A 19,002-nucleotide genomic window follows, 5' to 3' on the forward strand; every position below is an offset into this window, starting at 1 on the left:
TGCAACACGCACCATTAACATGTAAAGCAGTATATGGGGATGTTTCCCACACATTCAACGGCGAGAATCAGGAAAAATAAAAGGGGAGATAAAATCCCCCCTTTTTCATTAACTGTATGTATGGATTGGTGAATTATTCACCAGATGCCTGTTGCGCTTCGTGCTTACCGTAGATCAACAGCGGTTTGCTTTGCCCGGCAATCACGGACTCATCAATAACCACTTTGTCGACCTCTTCCAGAGACGGCAGATCATACATGGTGTCCAGTAACGCCGCTTCGACGATGGAACGCAGACCACGCGCACCCGTTTTACGCACCATCGCTTTCTTCGCGATAGCGGTCAAGGCCTCGTCACGGAACTCCAGATCCACACCTTCAAGATTGAACAGCGCCTGATACTGTTTGGTCAGGGCATTTTTCGGCTCTTTCAGGATCTGAATCAGCGCTTCTTCGCTCAGCTCGTTGAGGGTTGCCACCACCGGCAGACGACCAATAAATTCCGGGATCAGACCAAATTTGATCAGATCTTCCGGCTCAACCTGGGCCAGCAGTTCGCCTTCATTCGCTTTTTCGGATTTCGCTTTTACCGTCGCGCCAAAGCCGATACCAGAACCGGTTTCAACACGATGGGAAATCACCTTATCCAGACCGGCGAATGCGCCACCACAAATGAACAGGATCTTGGAGGTATCAACCTGTAAGAATTCCTGTTGTGGGTGTTTACGACCACCCTGCGGCGGCACGGCTGCCACGGTACCTTCGATCAGTTTCAGCAATGCCTGCTGTACGCCTTCACCGGATACGTCACGGGTGATAGACGGATTATCAGACTTACGCGAGATCTTATCGATCTCATCGATGTAGACGATTCCGCGCTGCGCTTTTTGCACGTCGTAATCGCACTTCTGCAACAGTTTCTGGATGATGTTTTCAACGTCTTCACCCACATAACCCGCTTCGGTCAGTGTAGTGGCATCCGCCATGGTAAACGGAACATCCAGCAGGCGCGCCAGTGTTTCAGCCAGCAGCGTTTTACCGGAACCGGTTGGCCCGATCAGCAGAATGTTACTTTTGCCCAGCTCAACACCATTGCTGGTGTCGCCGTTGCGCAGACGTTTGTAGTGGTTGTATACCGCGACGGCCAACACTTTTTTCGCCTGTTCCTGGCCGATAACATAATCGTCCAGGTGATGGCGAATCTCGTGCGGGGTCGGCAGTGCACTGCGCTCGCGATGCGGCGCAACTTCTTTAATCTCTTCGCGAATAATGTCGTTACACAGATCAACACATTCGTCGCAGATATACACGGACGGCCCGGCAATGAGCTTGCGCACTTCATGCTGGCTTTTGCCGCAAAAAGAGCAGTACAACAGTTTGCCCGAACCATCTTTGCGTTTATCTGTCATGAGTCAAAACCTCTTTTCTGTTCTTTGTGCCGCACATGACGACGCAAATGCCATTCCAGGCGCAAAACGCTTGCCAGCGTAGTGCCGCTCGATATTCATTATAGCGGCACTACTCCGGCCTGAGCATTAATTACGATGGGTCAAAATTGAATCAACCAGACCGTATTCGACGGCTTCGTTCGCAGAGAGGAAACGGTCACGTTCTGTATCTCGTTCAATTTGCTCTAAAGATTGACCCGTATGGTGCGCCATGAGTTCGTTCATACGCCCTTTCACTTTCAGGATTTCACGGGCGTGGATCTCAATATCCGTCGCCTGCCCCTGGTAACCACCCAGCGGCTGGTGAATCATCACGCGTGAGTTTGGCAGGCAGAAACGCTTGCCTTTTGCTCCCGCCGTCAGCAGGAATGCGCCCATGGACGCGGCCTGGCCCATACAAATGGTGCTGACGTCAGGCTTAATAAATTGCATGGTGTCGTAAATTGACATTCCGGCGGTGATAACGCCACCCGGAGAGTTAATATACAGGTAAATATCTTTTTCCGGATTCTCCGCTTCCAGGAACAACATCTGCGCCACGATCAGGTTTGCCATGTGGTCTTCAACCTGACCCGTCATGAAAATGACACGTTCCTTAAGAAGACGGGAGTAGATATCAAAAGAGCGCTCACCGCGTGAGGTCTGTTCAATAACCATTGGCACCAGGGCCATATGGGGTGCAAAGGTATCTCGTTCGCCGCTGTATGACATGTCCGTCTCCTGGATCTAAAAATAAATAACCTGCTGTACTGATTGTACTTGAGTGAGCCAGGTCTGACTACGACCCCTCACGGACGGATTATCAGCCAGAGTGTTCACAGTCGATAGTCCCTTAATGGGGATGACCACACCTTATTTCAAGCATAACAACCTTTTGCTGTTACGCTAACACTGAAACGCCCTTTTAGCACACTTCTGATAACATCAATGCGATAAAAAAAGCCCGTCACCAGAAGGTGACGGGCTTATTGTTTACTCTTTATACCGGATGAGTAAATTAAGCCTGTTGGTTCATCAGTTCCTGGAAGCTGGTAGCTTTCTCAGTCACTTTTGCTTTTGCCAGTACAGCTTCAACAGCCTGTTCTTCCAGAGCGACGTTACGCATGTTATCGGTCAGCTCTTTGTTTTTGCTGTAGAATTCGATAACTTCGGTCGGATCTTCGTAAGCAGAAGCCATCTCTTCGATCAGGCCTTTTACGCGTTCTTCGTCAGCTTTCAGCTCGTTGGTGCGAATCACTTCGCCCAGCAGCAGACCGACGATCACGCGGCGTTTAGCCTGCTCTTCAAACAGCTCACGCGGCAGTTCCAGCGCTTGTTTCTCGTTACCACCGAAGCGCTGAGCAGCCTGACGACGCAGAACGTCGATTTCGCTGTCGATCAGGGCAGACGGGATTTCGATCTCGTTCGCTTTTACCAGACCTTCGATTGCCTGAGACTTGATGCGGTTACGCACTGCGCCTTTCAGCTCACGGTCCATGTTCTTACGTACTTCTGCACGCAGACCAGCAACAGAACCATCTGCAACGCCGAAACGTTTGATGAAATCTTCGGTCAGTTCCGGCAGCTCACGTTCTTCAACTTTTTTCAGGTTGATAACGAATTTCGCCGCTTTACCTTTCAGGTTTTCAGCGTGGTAGTCTTCCGGGAAGGTCACGTCGATGGTGAACTCATCACCCGCTTTGTGGCCTTTGATGCCGTCTTCAAAGCCTGGGATCATACGACCCTGGCCCATCGCCAGCACGAAATCAGTGGCTTTGCCGCCTTCGAACTCTTCACCGTCTACAGAGCCAGTGAAATCAACAGTCACACGGTCTTCCGCGTCAACAGCTCCATCTTTATCTTTCCAGGTTGCTTGTTGTTTACGCAGGGTGTCCAGCATAGTGTCGACGTCAGCGTCGGTCACTTCTACAACCGGTTTTTCAACTTCGATAGTTTCCAGGCCTTTCAGCTCAACTTCCGGATAAACTTCGAATTCTACGGAGTAGGTAAAGTCTTCGCCCAGCTTGTATTCGCCCGGAACATAGTTCGGTGCGCCAGCCGGGTTGATTTTTTCCTGAATGATCGCGTCAATAAAGTTGCGGCTCATCAGTTCGCCCAGTACGTCCTGACGTACGGAGGCGCCATAACGCTGAGCAACGACATTCATCGGTACTTTGCCTTTACGGAAGCCGTCAATACGTACTTTCTTCGCTACGTTAACCAGCTCGCTCTTCACAGCGGTCTCGATGCTGTCAGCAGCGATAGTAATCGTTACACGGCGCCCAAGGCCCTGAGTGGTTTCAACTGAAACTTGCATCTTGTTACCTCAAAAAATCACAGTGCTCGGTCAACTCTACTCTGGAAGCTGTCATAGGGCTTCGCAGAACCGGGATGCTCTCTCAAATCAGATATACATTCCCTGTCACCAGAATCATCCCGAAGACGTTCATATATAAAGACGCGGCATTATAGCGGCATCACTTTAGTGAGTCGAGAACGGGAACGCCGCATTGTTGCGCCATTTTTCACAATTCCGAGGTAATTTTGACCTAAAAATTGCGCTTCTCGCTCAAAACTCAGACAAAACAAAACGGCCCGTAGGCCGTTTTTACTTAAACTGTACGCAACATACTGGAAAAGCTCAGGCAGTTGCAAATGCGTTTTACGCGATGCTGCCTGCTCCCCTGCATGGCGGCGAGGCGAAAATGGTGTCCTGCAGACCTTCCCATTCCTTAATCGTGTAGGTATGCAGAGCCAGTGCATGAACGGTGGACGAGAGTTCCGCCGCAAGGGTGCCGTAGATCATACGGTGACGGTTGAGGAAACGCTCCCCGGAAAAGCGGTCACTGACCAGCACAACTTTGAAATGGCTTTCGGAACCGGCCGGTACATTGTGACGATAGCTTTCATCAACAACTTCGAGGAACACGGGTTCAAACGCTGCCCTTAATTTATCTTCTATCTGCTCACGTATCATCATGAAAGGACTCCTCCGACAACGCTGAGATGCGACCCATCCCTTTAAATGTTAGCCGCTTTTATCGTGTTCATAACAAGAAAACAACAAAAATTTAGCTTTCGTCCTATTTTCTCAGTCAAAGGTATGAACTCTACTGAAAAGGTCAAAAATGACGTCATGTTCGACAGAGCAAATCGGTCGTGCGGTTAAAAAAAACACAAGGCGATGAATTTACATGCATTGAGGACTTCCCCTTGTTGACGGCGATGTTATGATGGCAAGAATTTTCCCTATCTAAGCTTAAGATCCACTGAGAGCCTGAACATGTTAAAAAAACTTCTCTTCCCATTGGTCGCTTTATTTATGCTGGCCGGGTGCGCCACCCCGCCAACCACTCTTGAAGTGTCACCGAAGATTACGCTGCCACAGCAGGATCCTAGCCTGATGGGCGTTACAGTGAGCATCACTGGCGCAGACCAGCGTCCCGACCAGGCACTGGCAAAAGTCACTCGCGATAACCAACTGGTTACCCTAACGGCATCCCGCGACCTGCGCTTCTTGCTACAAGAAGTGCTGGAAAAACAAATGACTGCGCGCGGTTATATGATTGGCCCAAGCGGTGCGGCTAACCTGCAAATCATTGTTAACCAGCTGTATGCCGATGTTTCTCAGGGCAACCTGCGTTACAGCATTGCCACGAAAGCGGATATCGCGATCATCGCAACCGCAGCTAACGGCAATAAAATGACGAAAAACTACCGCGCCAGCTATAACGTTGAAGGCGCACTCCAGGCGACTAACGACAAGATCACGAATGCCGTTAACAGCGTGTTGACCGACACCATCGCGGATATGTCTCAGGACACCACAATTCATCAGTTCATCAAGCAGAACACGCGTTAAGTTCCGCACGCTGGCCCGGTTCGCCGGGCCAGTACTCAACCATGTCCAGTCATTACCTTCGTATATTTCAGCAACCCAAATCAGCCATTCTGCTGATGCTGGGCTTCGCCTCAGGTTTACCACTGGCGCTGACATCCGGTACGCTCCAGGCGTGGATGACAGTAGCTAACGTCGATCTGAAAACCATCGGTTTCTTCTCGCTTGTCGGCCAGGCCTATGTTTTTAAATTTCTCTGGTCGCCAATGATGGACCGCTATACCCCGCCCTTCCTTGGCCGACGCCGCGGTTGGCTACTCCTGACACAACTGGGTTTACTTGTCGCGGTCGCTGCGATGGGCTTTCTTGAGCCAGGCAGTCATTTACGCTGGATGGCAGGTCTGGCCGTCGTTATCGCTTTTTGTTCTGCTTCACAGGACATTGTTTTCGATGCGTGGAAAACGGATGTGCTACCGGCAGAGGAGCGCGGAACCGGGGCGGCAATCAGCGTTCTGGGTTATCGCTTAGGCATGTTAGTGTCCGGCGGCCTGGCGCTGTGGCTGGCGGACCGCTGGCTCGGCTGGCAAGGCATGTACTGGCTGATGGCCGGGCTGTTGATCCCGTGCATTATCGCAACGTTGCTGGCCCCTGAACCGACCGACGCTATCCCGGCACCGCGCTCACTGGAGCAAGCCGTTGTCGAACCGCTGCGTGATTTCTTCGGTCGCAATAATGCCTGGCTTATCTTGCTCTTGATTGTTCTTTATAAGCTTGGCGACGCGTTCGCGATGAGCCTGACAACCACCTTTCTGATTCGCGGTGTCGGCTTTGATGCCGGTGAAGTGGGCGTGGTCAACAAAACCCTTGGGCTTATCGCAACAATTATTGGCGCACTCTGGGGTGGTGTATTAATGCAACGCTTGTCGCTGTTTCGCGCGTTGCTGATTTTCGGTCTGCTGCAAGGCATTTCGAATGCGGGATACTGGCTGCTTGCCGTGACGCCGAAAGATATGATCAGCATGGCGTCAGCGGTTTTTCTGGAAAACCTCTGCGGCGGTATGGGCACGTCTGCCTTCGTTGCGCTGCTGATGACACTGTGCAACAAGTCCTTTTCTGCCACTCAGTTTGCCCTGCTTTCCGCGTTATCTGCTGTTGGTCGGGTTTACGTTGGGCCGCTGGCAGGCTGGTTTGTTGAAGCCCATGGCTGGTCGATGTTTTACCTGTTCTCTATCGCGGCTGCCCTGCCAGGTCTGTTGATGCTGCTGCTCTGTAAAGAGACGCTTGAATTCACGCAGCGCACAGAACGTTTTATGCCACGCACTGAGTTTGCCAAAGCCTACCGCCTGGCATTACGCCTGCTTTCTACTGGCTGTCTGTTACTGGGTTTCTGGCTGGTCATCCTGATAGTGAACGCCAGCGGATGGGTCCATATCGACATTGGCAGTACGTTGCTGGAATTCGGCGCATTACTGGCGCTGGTGGGTATTGTCTATGGCGGATTATTAGATTTTCTGGCGCTACGCAAAACACGTGTTGTCTGAAAGCGCCAGCATCGCTGGCGCTCGCGCAGTGATTAATTGAAAAAATAGAGCCACTTAATCACGTAACTGTATAACGGTGGCAGGATGATAAGCCCGACGACATTGACCATCGGCGGCAACTGCTTGAGAAACAAGATAGGCAACATGATCAGTTTCACGACGCCATTAAAGGGTATTGCGTACCACTGATGTAAATTACTGCGCACCAGCCACCAGACAGGGTAAGCAATCACCGCAGTAAACATACAGACCCGCGCAACGCCCGCACTCGCTGGCGGATAGTGATACAGTAGCGCGTAGATGTGGAACAACGGGACCGCCATAATGACCCATGAAAGTAGCCAGAAGAAAATATGGCTTATGCGTGCGAGAAGTGCCTTACGTTCGTAGCACGCCAGCAACACAGGCGCCCCCCATAAGTACAGGATCACAATCCCCACCATAGTGACCGCCTGCCAGACCAAATGTTCATCAGCCCGCACCTGGATATAAAGTGCAAATCCCCAGAACCAGATAGCGATCAGCGCCCCCCAGGAAACGGCTGGCGTGGGAGTCGAAAGAAGCCGGAGCAGCGCCGGGTTAACGCGTTCCAGCAACTGTGGATAAGCATTTTTGATCTCAGCCACCTGATTCAACAGCCCCTGAACAAAATCCGGAATGAGTCTCGCCCACCAGGGTAAATACGCTATTTCGCCGCTGAGGATTCGCCAGGCCAGACGGCTCTGTCGATCCAGGCTAGCCTGTCGGCATAGATAGTCCCAATGATGGTCCGCAGCAGTCGCCTCAATTTGCGTTTCCAGGGCGTGAACGATCCAATAAGGCAGTTGGGAATCGCGATACCCACCCAGATCCCATCCCATAATGTCCGACACATTGTTCACCAGACTCCGGGAAATGCCCGGTCGTTGACTCAACGCCTGGGCCAGCTCAAGACTAAACACCCGTCCGGCTTCCAGGGCATCAGGCAGGTGGTGATCAAGATAGAATCGCAGCGCATTCAGCGCGTCACTTTCATCAGCAAGTAACTGAACGGAAAAGCGCTCGGCATCCTCCTCAAGGGTTTCTCGCTGCCAGTCTGGCTGCGGTGGGAGCGCTGGCTGCACGGCCTCTTGTGATTCAGCTTGCGGTAACTCAGACAACGCCCGGTCCAGATTGATGACCGCTTTCACATTGTCATCGTCCAGCCAGATTATCTCGCCTTTTGCGAATGCTTTCGCCGCATCGAACGCTTCACGCAGTAGCTGGTAGCCTTGCGGATCCTGATCGGGACGATGCATCTTAAGCTCTCGCGCGTATGCCCGGCGAATGGTGGATTCATCGGTTGTTGGTTCGATGCCCAGTGTTTCCCACATTGTCGACATCACTTACATCCCATCATCAAATTGGTTGAGCACCTGACGCAATTCATCCCGCGCGGCGGCAATCATACGTACATCCTGGCGATCAAGTGACTGTTCAAACAGGCTGGTATAGTGATCGATAATTTGTCGCCGCTCCCCAAGATGCCGTTCGTAACAACGAGAAGCCTCTGCCAGTAAATGACGATTTTCTGGCACATCACGGGGGTGCATTTTCAGGCCATCAAGCTGACGAAGACGTTCACGTATCTCCTCTTCGCTGAGCTGTCCGGGCACTTTTTCAATGACCAGGGTTGATGCGGTCTCTTCACCCTGAACTTTACATTCAACCTCAAGAATGCCGTCCAGCGTATAGGTGAAGCGGATGTCAGCGCTCACGTCACCAGCTTTACGACGTGGGACGTTAATCTTCATTTTGTCCAGCAACAGATTGTCGCTGACCCGACGGGCTTCCCCCTGGTAAACTTCTATCTCCAGATACTGTTGATTATCAAACAGCGTACTCACGGTTTTCATCACGCTCACCGGAACAAAGGCGTTGCGTTCAATAATCGGCAGGAAATGGCCAGTATCGATTTTGTCGCCATTTCTGCGTGAAACCTCGATCCCCAGGGAATAAGGCATGACATCGGTCAGGACAATATCATCCAGCGCGCATGCCTGGGCAATCAGTCCGGCCTGAACACCGGCACCAAGGGCCACCACTTCATCGGGGTTTAATTCGCTACGCGGGAAGCGCCCGAACATGCGGGTCGCCATCTGACGAACAATCGGCATCCGGGTTGCGCCCCCCACCAGGATGACATGGTCGAGGTGTTCGGGGTCGAAATGCGCATCCTGCAAAGCCTGTACAACCGGTTTTTTTAACCGCGTGAGAAGTGAGGCGGCACAGCCAGCAAAGGTCTCAGCCGTTAATATCCAACAGTACTCTTCACCGTTATAGCTCAGCGTCGCGCTGGTTTCATCCTGCTGGCTCAGTGCGCATTTGAACGCTTCGGCAATCCGGGTTAACTCCGCCGCACATTCCGTATTCGGGTGGGCTAAAGCAGGGTAACGCTCCTGCATCCATTGACGAATAGCCTGGGTAAAATCATCGCCACCAAGCCAGGCATCGCCGCTGCTGGCGCGAACTTCAATCACCCCTTCAAACATATCGACGATGGAGACATCGAAGGTGCCGCCGCCGAGATCGAAAATCAGGAATTTTTGCTCGCGATTATCCGCAAGCCCGTATGCCAAAGATGCCGCAGTGGGTTCATTCAGCAAGCGCTCAACCTCAAGCCCGGCCAGTCTTCCGGCCGCTTTGACGGCTTTACGCTGAACGTCATTAAAATAAGCCGGTACGGTGATGACGGCGCGAGAAATGGTGCCACCCAACGCAACTTCCGCGTCAGTCTTCAGTTTACGTAGCACCAACGCCGACAGCTCTTCTGCCCGGAACCGGCGAGCCCCCAGGCTCCACGTCTTATCTGTTCCCATGTAGCGTTTGAAACTGGCAATGGTCAGGTGAGGATGACTGACCAGTCGTGTTTTCGCCGCTTCACCCACCAGCAGATTACCGTCGTCGTCCACTCCAACCACTGAGGGGGTCAATCTTTCGCCCCGCGCGCCCGTGAGCAACTGTGGGTTCTCACCATCAAACCACGCGACAGCACTGTTAGATGTTCCCAGATCTATCCCAATAATTGGCGAGTCGTTTCCTGTTATGGCCATTTCCATCCCTTAGTCACTGATAAAAAAGCAAAAACGAATCGCAATATAATAATCAGCAAGTTATGCGGATTCGCTTTAGATATTACCTTTCAGTTATTATTTCGTTCAATAAACAAGCAAGCTAACAATATTCAACGTACGAATATTTATCGAAAGGGGAAGAAAATTTCTTTAATTATTTTGTGCGGTATTAATTAAGGGTTACTCTTGAACGATTCAGCACGGTTATTAATTATATGTTTCCAGTAATGTTCAATAAATGCTGAAATATTGTTAAGCAATTGTTTATGATTTTGATTGGTTATACCAATTTACCTGCCCCCTTATTGTATTCCTGGGATTTCGTTATAACCTTAATGGCAGGCTGTGCGAACACCCAATTTTACAGGTTGTTGCATTTCGTGTGACATAATCGGCAGAACCCAGTAACACCATACTGACACTACGCCATTCATGTTTACAGTAATGTAACCTTCCCGTAAAATGCCCGCACACTTTAAACGCCACCAGATCCCCGTGGAATTGAGGTCGGTAAATGAGACTCAGGAAATACAATAAAAGTTTGGGATGGTTGTCATTATTTGCAGGCACGATTTTACTCAGTGGCTGTGATTCTGCACTACTTGACCCCAAAGGACAGATTGGACTGGAGCAACGTTCGCTGATACTGACGGCATTTGGCCTGATGTTGATTGTCGTTATTCCCGCCATCTTGATGGCCGTTGGTTTCGCCTGGAAGTATCGTGCGAGCAATAAAGATGCGAAGTATAGCCCTAACTGGTCACACTCCAACAAAGTTGAAGCTGTGGTCTGGACGGTGCCGATTCTGATCATCCTGTTCCTTGCTGTACTCACCTGGAAAACTACCCACTCGCTCGAACCGAGCAAACCGCTGGCGCATGACGAAGCACCTGTTACCATTGAAGTTGTCGCCATGGACTGGAAATGGTTCTTCATCTACCCGGAACAAGGCATTGCTACCGTGAATGAAATCGCCTTCCCGGCGAACACTCCGGTGGAATTCAAGGTGACCTCCAACTCCGTGATGAACTCGTTCTTTATCCCGCGTCTGGGCAGCCAGATCTACGCGATGGCGGGTATGCAGACCAAACTGCATCTTATCGCCAATGAAGCCGGTACCTACGACGGTATCTCCGCCAGCTATAGCGGACCAGGTTTCTCCGGTATGAAGTTCAAAGCTATCGCCACGCCGGACCGCGCAGCGTTCGACCAATGGGTCGCTAAAGTGAAACAATCTCAGAACACCATGGCTGACATGGATGCTTACGAGAAAGTTGCCGCACCAAGCGAATACAATAAGGTTGAATACTTCTCCAGCGTGAAACCCGATTTGTTTAAAGACGTTATCAACAAATTTATGGGCCACGGCAAGAGCATGGACATGACCCAGCCGGAAGGTGAGCACGCCTCGCATGAAGGTATGGAAGGCATGGACATGAGCCACGCGGAAGCCTCTCACTAAAGGGGTCGAGGAAGAATACGATGTTCGGAAAACTTACACTGGATGCAGTGCCGTACCATGAACCCATTATCATGGTCACGATTGCTGCGATTATCGTCGGGGGACTGGCGGTAGTCGGTCTGCTCACTTACTTCAAAAAGTGGGCATGGCTGTGGAATGAATGGTTTACCTCTGTAGACCACAAACGTCTTGGCATTATGTATGTTGCGGTTGCAGTCGTTATGCTGCTGCGTGGCTTTGCAGACGCCGTGATGATGCGTAGTCAGCAGGCGCTGGCTTCTGCCGGGGAAGCAGGTTTCCTGCCACCTCACCACTACGATCAGATTTTCACCGCTCACGGTGTGATCATGATCTTCTTCGTGGCGATGCCATTCGTTATCGGTCTGATGAACCTCGTGGTTCCGCTACAGATCGGCGCGCGTGACGTGGCGTTCCCGTTCCTGAACAACCTGAGCTTCTGGTTCACGGTTGTCGGTGTGATTCTGGTTAACATCTCTCTGGGCGTCGGTGAGTTCGCGCAGACGGGTTGGCTGGCTTATCCGCCGCTGTCGGGAATTGAATACAGCCCTGGTGTCGGGGTCGATTACTGGATCTGGGCACTCCAGCTCTCTGGTATCGGTACGACGCTGACCGGTATCAACTTCTTCGTAACGATTCTGAAGATGCGTGCGCCGGGCATGGGTATGTTCAAGATGCCAGTCTTTACCTGGGCATCGCTGTGCGCCAACGTCCTGATTATCGTCTCGTTCCCCATTCTGACCGTGACCATCGCGCTGTTGACCCTCGACCGTTATATCGGTACCCATTTCTTTACCAACGATATGGGCGGCAACATGATGATGTACATCAACCTGATTTGGGCCTGGGGCCATCCGGAAGTGTACATCCTGGTTCTGCCGGTGTTCGGGGTATTCTCCGAAATCGCAGCGACCTTCTCGCGTAAACGTCTGTTTGGTTACACTTCGCTGGTATGGGCGACCATCTGTATTACCATCCTGTCGTTTATCGTCTGGCTGCACCACTTCTTTACGATGGGTGCAGGCGCGAACGTAAACGCCTTCTTCGGTATTACGACGATGATCATCGCCATCCCGACCGGGGTGAAAATCTTCAACTGGCTGTTCACCATGTACCAGGGTCGCATCGTGTTCCACTCTGCGATGCTGTGGACCATCGGCTTTATCGTCACCTTCTCGGTGGGCGGTATGACGGGCGTTCTGCTGGCGGTGCCGGGTGCGGACTTCGTACTGCACAACAGTCTGTTCCTGATTGCCCACTTCCATAACGTGATTATCGGCGGTGTGGTGTTCGGTTGCTTCGCAGGCCTGACCTACTGGTGGCCGAAGGCATTTGGCTTCACGCTGAATGAAACCTGGGGCAAACGCGCATTCTGGTTCTGGATCATCGGCTTCTTCGTGGCATTTATGCCGCTGTACGTGCTGGGCTTTATGGGTATGACCCGTCGCCTGAGCCAGCAGATTGATCCGCAGTTCCACTCTATGCTGGTGATTGCAGCCTGCGGTGCGGCACTGATTGCTATCGGTATCCTCTGCCTGCTGATTCAGATTTACGTGTCTATTCGCGACCGCGACCAGAACCGTGACCTGACCGGTGACCCGTGGGGTGGCCGTACGCTGGAATGGGCGACTTCTTCTCCGCCGCCGTTCTATAACTTCGCTGTGGTTCCTGAGATTCACGAACGTGATTCCTTCTGGGAAATGAAAGAAAAAGGCGAAGCGTACAAGCAACCGGCGCATTATGAAGAAATTCATATGCCGAAAAACAGCGGTGCGGGCGTTGTGATTGCCGCCTTCGCAACGGTGTTTGGTTTCGCGATGATCTGGCACATCTGGTGGATGGCGATTGTTGGCTTCGCCGGCATGATCATTACCTGGATTGTGAAAAGCTTCGACGAGGACGTGGATTACTACGTACCGGTTGCAGAAATCGAAAAACTGGAAAAACAGCATTTCGATGAGATTTCTAAGGCAGGGCTGAAAAATGGCAACTGATACTTTAACGCATGCGAATGCCCACGCGCACGAACATGGGCACCACGATGCAGGCCCGACTAAGGTATTTGGGTTCTGGATCTACCTGATGAGCGACTGCATTTTGTTCTCATGCCTGTTTGCTACCTATGCCGTTCTGGTGAACGGCACGGCGGGTGGCCCGACTGGCAAGGACATCTTCGAGCTGCCGTTCGTCCTGGTAGAAACCGCACTGCTGTTATTCAGCTCCATCACCTACGGCATGGCGGCGATCGCCATGTACAAAAACAACAAAAGCCAGGTTATTTCCTGGCTGGCACTGACCTTCTTGTTCGGTGCCGGGTTCGTAGGCATGGAGATTTATGAATTCCATCACCTGATCGCAGAAGGTATGGGTCCGGATCGCAGTGGCTTCCTCTCCGCGTTCTTCGCGCTGGTCGGCACCCACGGTCTGCACGTGACCTCGGGTCTGGTATGGATGGCAGTGCTGATGTTCCAGGTTTCGCGTCGCGGCCTGACCAGCACTAACCGTACCCGTATCATGTGCCTGAGCCTGTTCTGGCACTTCCTGGACGTGGTGTGGATCTGTGTGTTCTCTGTAGTCTATCTGATGGGGGCGATGTAATGAGTCATTCAACGGAACATGGCGCTTCCCACGGTAGCGTAAAAACCTACATGACAGGTTTTATCCTGTCGGTCATCCTGACGGTTATTCCGTTCTGGATGGTGATGAGCGGCACAGCATCTCATGCTGCGATTCTGGGCACAGTACTGGTAACGGCGGTTGTGCAGATTCTGGTGCATCTGGTTTGCTTCCTGCACATGAACACGAAGTCCGATGAAGGCTGGAATATGACAGCTTTCGTCTTTACCGTGATTATCATCGCAATCCTGGTAGTCGGCTCCATCTGGATCATGTGGAACCTCAACTACAACATGATGGTTCACTAAGAGCGGCGAGTATGTTGAAGCAATACCTGCAAGTAACGAAACCTGGCATTATTTTTGGCAACCTGATCTCGGTGATCGGTGGGTTCCTGCTGGCCTCTAAAGGCCATATTGATTACCCGCTGTTCGTCTACACGCTGGTTGGCGTGTCGCTGGTTGTCGCCTCCGGTTGTGTATTTAACAACTACATTGACCGTGACATCGATAAGAAGATGGAGCGGACGAAAAACCGCGTGCTGGTCCGGGGCCTGATTTCGCCGAAAGTCTCGCTGGTTTACGCTGCCTTGTTGGGTATTGCTGGCTTCATGCTGCTGTGGTTTGGCGCGAATCCTCTGGCCTGCTGGCTGGGGGTGATGGGCTTTGTGGTGTATGTGGGCGTCTATAGCCTGTATATGAAACGCCACTCGGTCTACGGCACGCTGATCGGCTCGCTTTCCGGCGCAGCGCCTCCGGTGATTGGCTACTGTGCCGTCACCGGCGGGTTTGACAGCGGTGCGGCTATTCTGCTGGCGATTTTCAGCCTCTGGCAGATGCCTCATTCGTACGCCATCGCCATTTTCCGCTTTAAAGATTACCAGGCGGCAAACATCCCGGTACTACCGGTGGTGAAAGGCATTTCGGTCGCCAAAAACCATATCACGCTCTATATCATCGCTTTTGCGGTCGCAACACTGATGCTCTCCCTTGGCGGTTACGCCGGGTACAAATATCTGGTGGTTGCCGCGGCCGTAAGCGTATGGTGGCTGGGTATGGCGCTGCGTGGCTACAAAGTGGAAGATGACAAAGTCTGGGCGCGTAAGCTGTTCGGCTTTTCCATCATCGCAATTACCGCGTTAAGTGTGATGATGTCAGTGGATTTTATGGTCCCTGACTCTCACAGTCTGCTCGCGGCTGTCTGGTAACGGATAACGCCTTTTAAAAGCCGGGGATAACCCGGCTTTTTTATGTCTGTCAGTTGGCTACAGCGTTCCACCTCCCCATAGCCCCCTCCCCTCGTCTCTTTACCACGATATGGCCTTTATAATTCTTTCGCGGCACGTTTCCAGAGTCGGTCCGTTTCGGCTGGGTAGTTAATGTGTGCTGGCAGCGAAATAAATACCGTTCACAGCCTCGTAATATCTATTAAACAATCACCTATTTACCGCGCCTGGCGCCCCGCCTAAACTATGGCCTGTTTTTCGATTGAGGTGGTAATGAACGATTATAAAATGACGCCAGGCGAGTTGCGCGCAACCTGGGGTTTAGGGACTGTTTTTTCCCTGCGCATGCTTGGCATGTTTATGGTCCTGCCCGTTCTGACCACGTATGGCATGGCATTACAGGGTGCCAGCGAGGCGCTGATTGGTCTGGCGATTGGCATTTACGGCCTGGCACAGGCGGTGTTTCAAATTCCCTTTGGTCTGCTTTCAGACCGCGTTGGTCGCAAACCGCTTATCGTCGGTGGCCTCGCCATCTTTGTGATCGGCAGCATTATTGCGGCCCTCTCAGATTCCATCTGGGGCATTATTCTTGGGCGAGCGCTCCAGGGCTCTGGCGCCATTGCCGCCGCGGTGATGGCTCTGCTTTCTGATTTAACCCGTGAACAAAATCGCACGAAAGCCATGGCGTTTATTGGCGTCAGTTTCGGCGTGACCTTTGCTATCGCGATGGTGCTTGGCCCGATCATCACCCACACACTGGGTCTGCACGCCCTCTTCTGGCTGATTGCCGCGCTGGCGACCCTGGGTATTGCGTTAACATTGTGGGTGGTGCCAAACAGCCACAACCACGTGCTTAACCGGGACTCCGGGATGGTAAAAGGCTGCTTTAGTCAGGTCATCGCCAGTCCGAAACTGCTGAAACTGAACTTCGGCATTATGTGTCTGCATATCCTGCTAATGTCCACCTTCGTCGCCCTGCCGGGCATGCTTGAAGCCGCCGGATTTGCCGCCCGCGATCACTGGAAAATCTATCTTGTTACGATGCTGGTGTCGTTTGTTTCCGTGGTGCCTTTTATTATTTATGCGGAAGTGAAGCGCCGCATGAAGCGCGTGTTTGTATTTTGCGTCGCGCTGCTGCTTATTGCGGAGATCGTGCTCTGGGGGGCGGGTCCCCATTTCTGGGAACTGGTGCTGGGGGTTCAGATTTTCTTCCTCGCCTTTAACCTGATGGAAGCCTTGCTACCGTCGCTTATTAGCAAAGAAGCCCCTGCCGGATACAAAGGCACGGCGATGGGGATTTACTCCACCAGCCAGTTCCTTGGGGTGGCGATTGGCGGCGCGCTCGGTGGCTGGGTCGACGGCCTGTTCGACTCACAGACGGTCTTTCTGGCCGGCGCCCTATTGTCCATGGTCTGGCTGCTGGTCGCCGGAAGTATGCAGGAACCGCCCTATGTCAGTAGCCTGCGTATTGCGATACCGGAGGGGGTCACGCCAGATGCCTCGCTGCAGGAGCGGCTGCTGGCAACTAGCGGGGTGAGCGAAGTGCTGGTCGTCGCTGAAGAACGCAGCGCCTACGTCAAAATAGACAGCAAAGTCACCAACCGTTTCGAGGTTGAGCAAGCCATCAAAGGGGTATAAAAAAAAGCGGGGAAATCCCGCTTTTTTTATTAATCGCGGAAGTTTTTGAACTGGAAAGGCTGTCCCAGATTACCGCCACGTACCAGCGCCATCGCGGACTGCAGATCGTCACGCGCTTTCCCGGTAACGCGAATTTCTTCGCCCTGAATTTGCGTCTGTACTTTCAGTTTGCTGTCTTTAATCAGCTTAACGATTTTTTTGGCAACAGCGCTCTCAATGCCCTGCTTGAGTTTGGTTTCAACGAACCAGGTTTTGCCACTGTGGACAAACTCTTCAGGAACATCAATTGATGTGCCTTCAATGCCGCGTTTTAACAGCTTCGCACGCAGGATATCCAGCAATTGATTGACCTGAAAATCGGACTCACTGAGAACTTTGATCGTCTTATTCTGTTCATTCAGCTCAAAAGTAGCTTCAACGTTACGAAAATCGAAGCGTGTTTCGACTTCACGGGTCGCATTTTCAACGGCGTTGCGGACTTCCTGAAGATCAACCTCAGAAACAATATCGAAAGATGGCATCTTTTCTTCTCCCTCAGTGTTTATTGCGATGCATAATACCCGCAACGAAGCATAACTCAACTTGTAATAGCTGAATGCAGTGCTGACGGCGCTATACTGTAAGCAGTGACACCTGGCGCAGTTGCAGGTGAGGAGGAACAATGAAAATTACCGTACTCGGATGCGGTGCTTTAGGGCAATTATGGTTAACTGCTCTATGCAAGCATGGACACGAAGTACAGGGTTGGTTGCGCGTACCGCAACCCTTTTGCAGTGTGAACCTGGTTGATGAAGACGGCTCCATTTTTAACGAATCCCTGACCGCGAACGATCCCGAATTTCTGGCGAGCAGCGACTTATTGCTGGTCACGCTTAAAGCCTGGCAGGTTTCTGACGCGGTAAGAGGTTTAGCGGCGATGTTGCCAGCCACCACACCTATTTTGCTGATTCATAACGGCATGGGCACGGTAGAAGAGCTGAAATCACTGTCGCAGCCCTTACTGATTGGCACCACGACGCACGCAGCGCGCCGTGATGGCAATGTCATTGTGCATGTTGCCAGCGGCACGACGCATATTGGCCCGGCGAGGCAGCAGGACGGCGACTTTAGCTATCTGGCTGATAGTCTGCAGGAGGTGCTTCCGGACGTGGCCTGGCATAACAACATTCGTCCGGCCCTCTGGCGCAAACTGGCGGTTAATTGCGTGGTGAATCCGCTGAGCGCGCTGGAAAATTGCCGAAACGGCGATTTACGTAACTTTCCCGATGAAATCAAGAAAATCACCCATGAGGTCGCTGCCGTTATCGAACGTGAAGGCCACCATATCTCGGCAGATGAGTTACTCAGCTATGTCTACCAGGTGATTGATAACACGGCGGATAATATTTCCTCAATGCTGCAGGACATCCGCGCCATGCGCCATACCGAGTGCGATTACATCACAGGCTACCTGCTCAAACGCGCCCGTGCCCACGGTATCGCGGTGCCGGAAAACGCCCGCCTGTATGACTTAGTGAAACGTAAGGAGAGTGAGTATGAGCGCATCAGCTCTGGTATGTCTCGCCCCTGGTAGTGAAGAGACCGAAGCGGTCACCACTATCGACCTGCTTGTTCGTGGCGGCATCAGCGTGACCACCGCCAGCGTTGCCAGTGACGGTAATCTTGCGATCACCTGCTCACGTGGGGTCAAGCTGCTGGCAGATGCGCCGCTGGTCTCTGTGGCAGACGGTGATTACGACATTATCGTCTTACCGGGCGGAATTAAGGGGGCAGAATGTTTCCGTGACAGCCCACTGCTGGTAGAGACCGTACGGCAATTCCATGCCTCCGGACGTATCGTCGCGGCCATATGCGCAGCGGCAGCTACCGTATTGGTGCCCCACAACCTGTTCCCACTAGGCAATATGACCGGCTTCCCGGCGCTGAAAGAGAAAATACCGGCGGAGCAGTGGCAGGACAAACGCGTTGTCTGGGATCCACGCGTAAAACTGCTCACCAGCCAGGGGCCAGGCACGAGCATTGATTTTGGCTTAAAGATTATTGATCTGCTGGTCAGTGGGGAGAAGGCCCATGAAGTAGCGTCGCAATTGGTCATTCCAGCCGGAATTTATAACTTTTACGGCGCTTAATTTGCCTGCTTAGCCCG

General features: G+C 52.2%; 17 protein-coding genes. 10 read left to right on the forward strand and 7 right to left on the reverse strand.

Features of this window, described 5'->3' with window-relative positions; genetic code table 11:
- Positions 1 to 133 precede the first annotated feature (133 nt).
- The 4 genes from clpX to bolA all read right to left on the reverse strand — a co-directional run bounded on the left by clpX (position 134) and on the right by bolA (position 4,406).
- On the reverse strand, positions 134 to 1,408 hold the full coding sequence (gene clpX, locus ACS0RQ_RS21575; RefSeq protein WP_041852500.1) for an ATP-dependent protease ATP-binding subunit ClpX: 1,275 nt from the start codon (positions 1,406 to 1,408) through the stop codon (positions 134 to 136).
- A 126-nt stretch (positions 1,409 to 1,534) separates the two neighbouring features.
- The gene (clpP, locus tag ACS0RQ_RS21580; protein ID WP_041852501.1) at positions 1,535 to 2,158 is read right to left on the reverse strand and encodes an ATP-dependent Clp endopeptidase proteolytic subunit ClpP; all 624 of its coding nucleotides are present in this window, start codon (positions 2,156 to 2,158) and stop codon (positions 1,535 to 1,537) included.
- Between the two features lie 286 nt (positions 2,159 to 2,444).
- Positions 2,445 to 3,743: a trigger factor gene (gene tig, locus ACS0RQ_RS21585; RefSeq protein WP_271850722.1), complete on the reverse strand. Its 1,299-nt coding sequence runs from the start codon at positions 3,741 to 3,743 to the stop codon at positions 2,445 to 2,447.
- 345 nt (positions 3,744 to 4,088) lie between these two features.
- Positions 4,089 to 4,406 (reverse strand): transcriptional regulator BolA, encoded by a 318-nt coding sequence (gene bolA, locus ACS0RQ_RS21590; protein WP_271850721.1) that lies wholly within the window; start codon positions 4,404 to 4,406, stop codon positions 4,089 to 4,091.
- Positions 4,407 to 4,709: 303 nt separating this feature from the next.
- Between bolA and ACS0RQ_RS21595 the strand changes: the two genes are divergently transcribed.
- Both ACS0RQ_RS21595 and ampG read left to right on the forward strand, forming a co-directional pair.
- Positions 4,710 to 5,288, forward strand: a complete 579-nt coding sequence (locus ACS0RQ_RS21595) for a lipoprotein (protein WP_041852504.1) — start codon at positions 4,710 to 4,712, stop codon at positions 5,286 to 5,288.
- Positions 5,289 to 5,329: 41 nt separating this feature from the next.
- Entirely contained in the window at positions 5,330 to 6,805 is a 1,476-nt protein-coding gene (gene ampG / locus ACS0RQ_RS21600; protein WP_071195834.1) for a muropeptide MFS transporter AmpG, read from the forward strand.
- A gap of 32 nt (positions 6,806 to 6,837) precedes the next feature.
- On the opposite strand, the gene ACS0RQ_RS21605 is transcribed toward ampG, so the two are convergent.
- Both ACS0RQ_RS21605 and ACS0RQ_RS21610 read right to left on the reverse strand, forming a co-directional pair.
- On the reverse strand, positions 6,838 to 8,166 hold the full coding sequence (locus tag ACS0RQ_RS21605) for a J domain-containing protein (RefSeq protein ID WP_271850719.1): 1,329 nt from the start codon (positions 8,164 to 8,166) through the stop codon (positions 6,838 to 6,840).
- Between the two features lie 3 nt (positions 8,167 to 8,169).
- Positions 8,170 to 9,876 carry a molecular chaperone HscC gene (locus ACS0RQ_RS21610; RefSeq protein WP_271850718.1) on the reverse strand — a complete coding sequence of 569 codons (1,707 nt, stop codon included), beginning with the start codon at positions 9,874 to 9,876 and terminating at the stop codon, positions 8,170 to 8,172.
- A 535-nt stretch (positions 9,877 to 10,411) separates the two neighbouring features.
- Between ACS0RQ_RS21610 and cyoA the strand changes: the two genes are divergently transcribed.
- The 6 genes from cyoA to ACS0RQ_RS21640 all read left to right on the forward strand — a co-directional run bounded on the left by cyoA (position 10,412) and on the right by ACS0RQ_RS21640 (position 16,856).
- Positions 10,412 to 11,359, forward strand: coding sequence for a cytochrome o ubiquinol oxidase subunit II (gene cyoA / locus ACS0RQ_RS21615; RefSeq protein WP_271850717.1), 948 nt, complete (start codon positions 10,412 to 10,414; stop codon positions 11,357 to 11,359).
- Positions 11,360 to 11,379: 20 nt separating this feature from the next.
- A complete protein-coding gene (cyoB, locus tag ACS0RQ_RS21620; RefSeq protein ID WP_193795281.1) occupies positions 11,380 to 13,371 on the forward strand; it encodes a cytochrome o ubiquinol oxidase subunit I in 1,992 nt (663 codons plus the stop codon).
- A complete protein-coding gene (locus ACS0RQ_RS21625) occupies positions 13,361 to 13,975 on the forward strand; it encodes a cytochrome o ubiquinol oxidase subunit III (protein ID WP_041852510.1) in 615 nt (204 codons plus the stop codon). Before cyoB ends, ACS0RQ_RS21625 begins: the two co-directional genes overlap by 11 nt.
- Positions 13,975 to 14,301: a cytochrome o ubiquinol oxidase subunit IV gene (locus ACS0RQ_RS21630; protein ID WP_041852511.1), complete on the forward strand. Its 327-nt coding sequence runs from the start codon at positions 13,975 to 13,977 to the stop codon at positions 14,299 to 14,301. Before ACS0RQ_RS21625 ends, ACS0RQ_RS21630 begins: the two co-directional genes overlap by 1 nt.
- An 11-nt stretch (positions 14,302 to 14,312) precedes the next feature.
- On the forward strand, positions 14,313 to 15,200 hold the full coding sequence (gene cyoE / locus ACS0RQ_RS21635) for a heme o synthase (protein ID WP_041852512.1): 888 nt from the start codon (positions 14,313 to 14,315) through the stop codon (positions 15,198 to 15,200).
- A gap of 291 nt (positions 15,201 to 15,491) precedes the next feature.
- On the forward strand, positions 15,492 to 16,856 hold the full coding sequence (locus ACS0RQ_RS21640) for an MFS transporter (RefSeq protein WP_271850716.1): 1,365 nt from the start codon (positions 15,492 to 15,494) through the stop codon (positions 16,854 to 16,856).
- Between the two features lie 29 nt (positions 16,857 to 16,885).
- On the opposite strand, the gene ACS0RQ_RS21645 is transcribed toward ACS0RQ_RS21640, so the two are convergent.
- On the reverse strand, positions 16,886 to 17,377 hold the full coding sequence (locus tag ACS0RQ_RS21645; RefSeq protein ID WP_107223657.1) for a YajQ family cyclic di-GMP-binding protein: 492 nt from the start codon (positions 17,375 to 17,377) through the stop codon (positions 16,886 to 16,888).
- 140 nt (positions 17,378 to 17,517) lie between these two features.
- On the opposite strand from ACS0RQ_RS21645, the gene panE reads away from it, so the two are divergent.
- Together panE and yajL are read left to right on the forward strand one after the other, a co-directional pair.
- Entirely contained in the window at positions 17,518 to 18,429 is a 912-nt protein-coding gene (gene panE, locus ACS0RQ_RS21650; RefSeq protein WP_041852514.1) for a 2-dehydropantoate 2-reductase, read from the forward strand.
- Complete coding sequence (yajL, locus tag ACS0RQ_RS21655) at positions 18,392 to 18,985, forward strand: protein deglycase YajL (RefSeq protein WP_271850715.1); 594 nt, start codon at positions 18,392 to 18,394, stop codon at positions 18,983 to 18,985. Before panE ends, yajL begins: the two co-directional genes overlap by 38 nt.
- Positions 18,986 to 19,002 lie beyond the last annotated feature (17 nt).

Source organism: Phytobacter diazotrophicus, from assembly GCF_052061655.1.
Classification (GTDB): Bacteria; Pseudomonadota; Gammaproteobacteria; order Enterobacterales; family Enterobacteriaceae; genus Phytobacter; species Phytobacter diazotrophicus.

What these genes read in the sequence shown, in the direction of transcription:
- clpX (WP_041852500.1), bottom strand. Translation starts at nt 1,408, where the DNA reads ATGACAGATAAACGCAAAGATGGTTCGGGCAAACTGTTGTACTGCTCT.
- clpP (WP_041852501.1), bottom strand. Translation starts at nt 2,158, where the DNA reads ATGTCATACAGCGGCGAACGAGATACCTTTGCACCCCATATGGCCCTG.
- tig (WP_271850722.1), bottom strand. Translation starts at nt 3,743, where the DNA reads ATGCAAGTTTCAGTTGAAACCACTCAGGGCCTTGGGCGCCGTGTAACG.
- bolA (WP_271850721.1), bottom strand. Translation starts at nt 4,406, where the DNA reads ATGATGATACGTGAGCAGATAGAAGATAAATTAAGGGCAGCGTTTGAA.
- ACS0RQ_RS21595 (WP_041852504.1), top strand. Translation starts at nt 4,710, where the DNA reads ATGTTAAAAAAACTTCTCTTCCCATTGGTCGCTTTATTTATGCTGGCC.
- ampG (WP_071195834.1), top strand. Translation starts at nt 5,330, where the DNA reads ATGTCCAGTCATTACCTTCGTATATTTCAGCAACCCAAATCAGCCATT.
- ACS0RQ_RS21605 (WP_271850719.1), bottom strand. Translation starts at nt 8,166, where the DNA reads ATGTCGACAATGTGGGAAACACTGGGCATCGAACCAACAACCGATGAA.
- ACS0RQ_RS21610 (WP_271850718.1), bottom strand. Translation starts at nt 9,876, where the DNA reads ATGGCCATAACAGGAAACGACTCGCCAATTATTGGGATAGATCTGGGA.
- cyoA (WP_271850717.1), top strand. Translation starts at nt 10,412, where the DNA reads ATGAGACTCAGGAAATACAATAAAAGTTTGGGATGGTTGTCATTATTT.
- cyoB (WP_193795281.1), top strand. Translation starts at nt 11,380, where the DNA reads ATGTTCGGAAAACTTACACTGGATGCAGTGCCGTACCATGAACCCATT.
- ACS0RQ_RS21625 (WP_041852510.1), top strand. Translation starts at nt 13,361, where the DNA reads ATGGCAACTGATACTTTAACGCATGCGAATGCCCACGCGCACGAACAT.
- ACS0RQ_RS21630 (WP_041852511.1), top strand. Translation starts at nt 13,975, where the DNA reads ATGAGTCATTCAACGGAACATGGCGCTTCCCACGGTAGCGTAAAAACC.
- cyoE (WP_041852512.1), top strand. Translation starts at nt 14,313, where the DNA reads ATGTTGAAGCAATACCTGCAAGTAACGAAACCTGGCATTATTTTTGGC.
- ACS0RQ_RS21640 (WP_271850716.1), top strand. Translation starts at nt 15,492, where the DNA reads ATGAACGATTATAAAATGACGCCAGGCGAGTTGCGCGCAACCTGGGGT.
- ACS0RQ_RS21645 (WP_107223657.1), bottom strand. Translation starts at nt 17,377, where the DNA reads ATGCCATCTTTCGATATTGTTTCTGAGGTTGATCTTCAGGAAGTCCGC.
- panE (WP_041852514.1), top strand. Translation starts at nt 17,518, where the DNA reads ATGAAAATTACCGTACTCGGATGCGGTGCTTTAGGGCAATTATGGTTA.
- yajL (WP_271850715.1), top strand. Translation starts at nt 18,392, where the DNA reads ATGAGCGCATCAGCTCTGGTATGTCTCGCCCCTGGTAGTGAAGAGACC.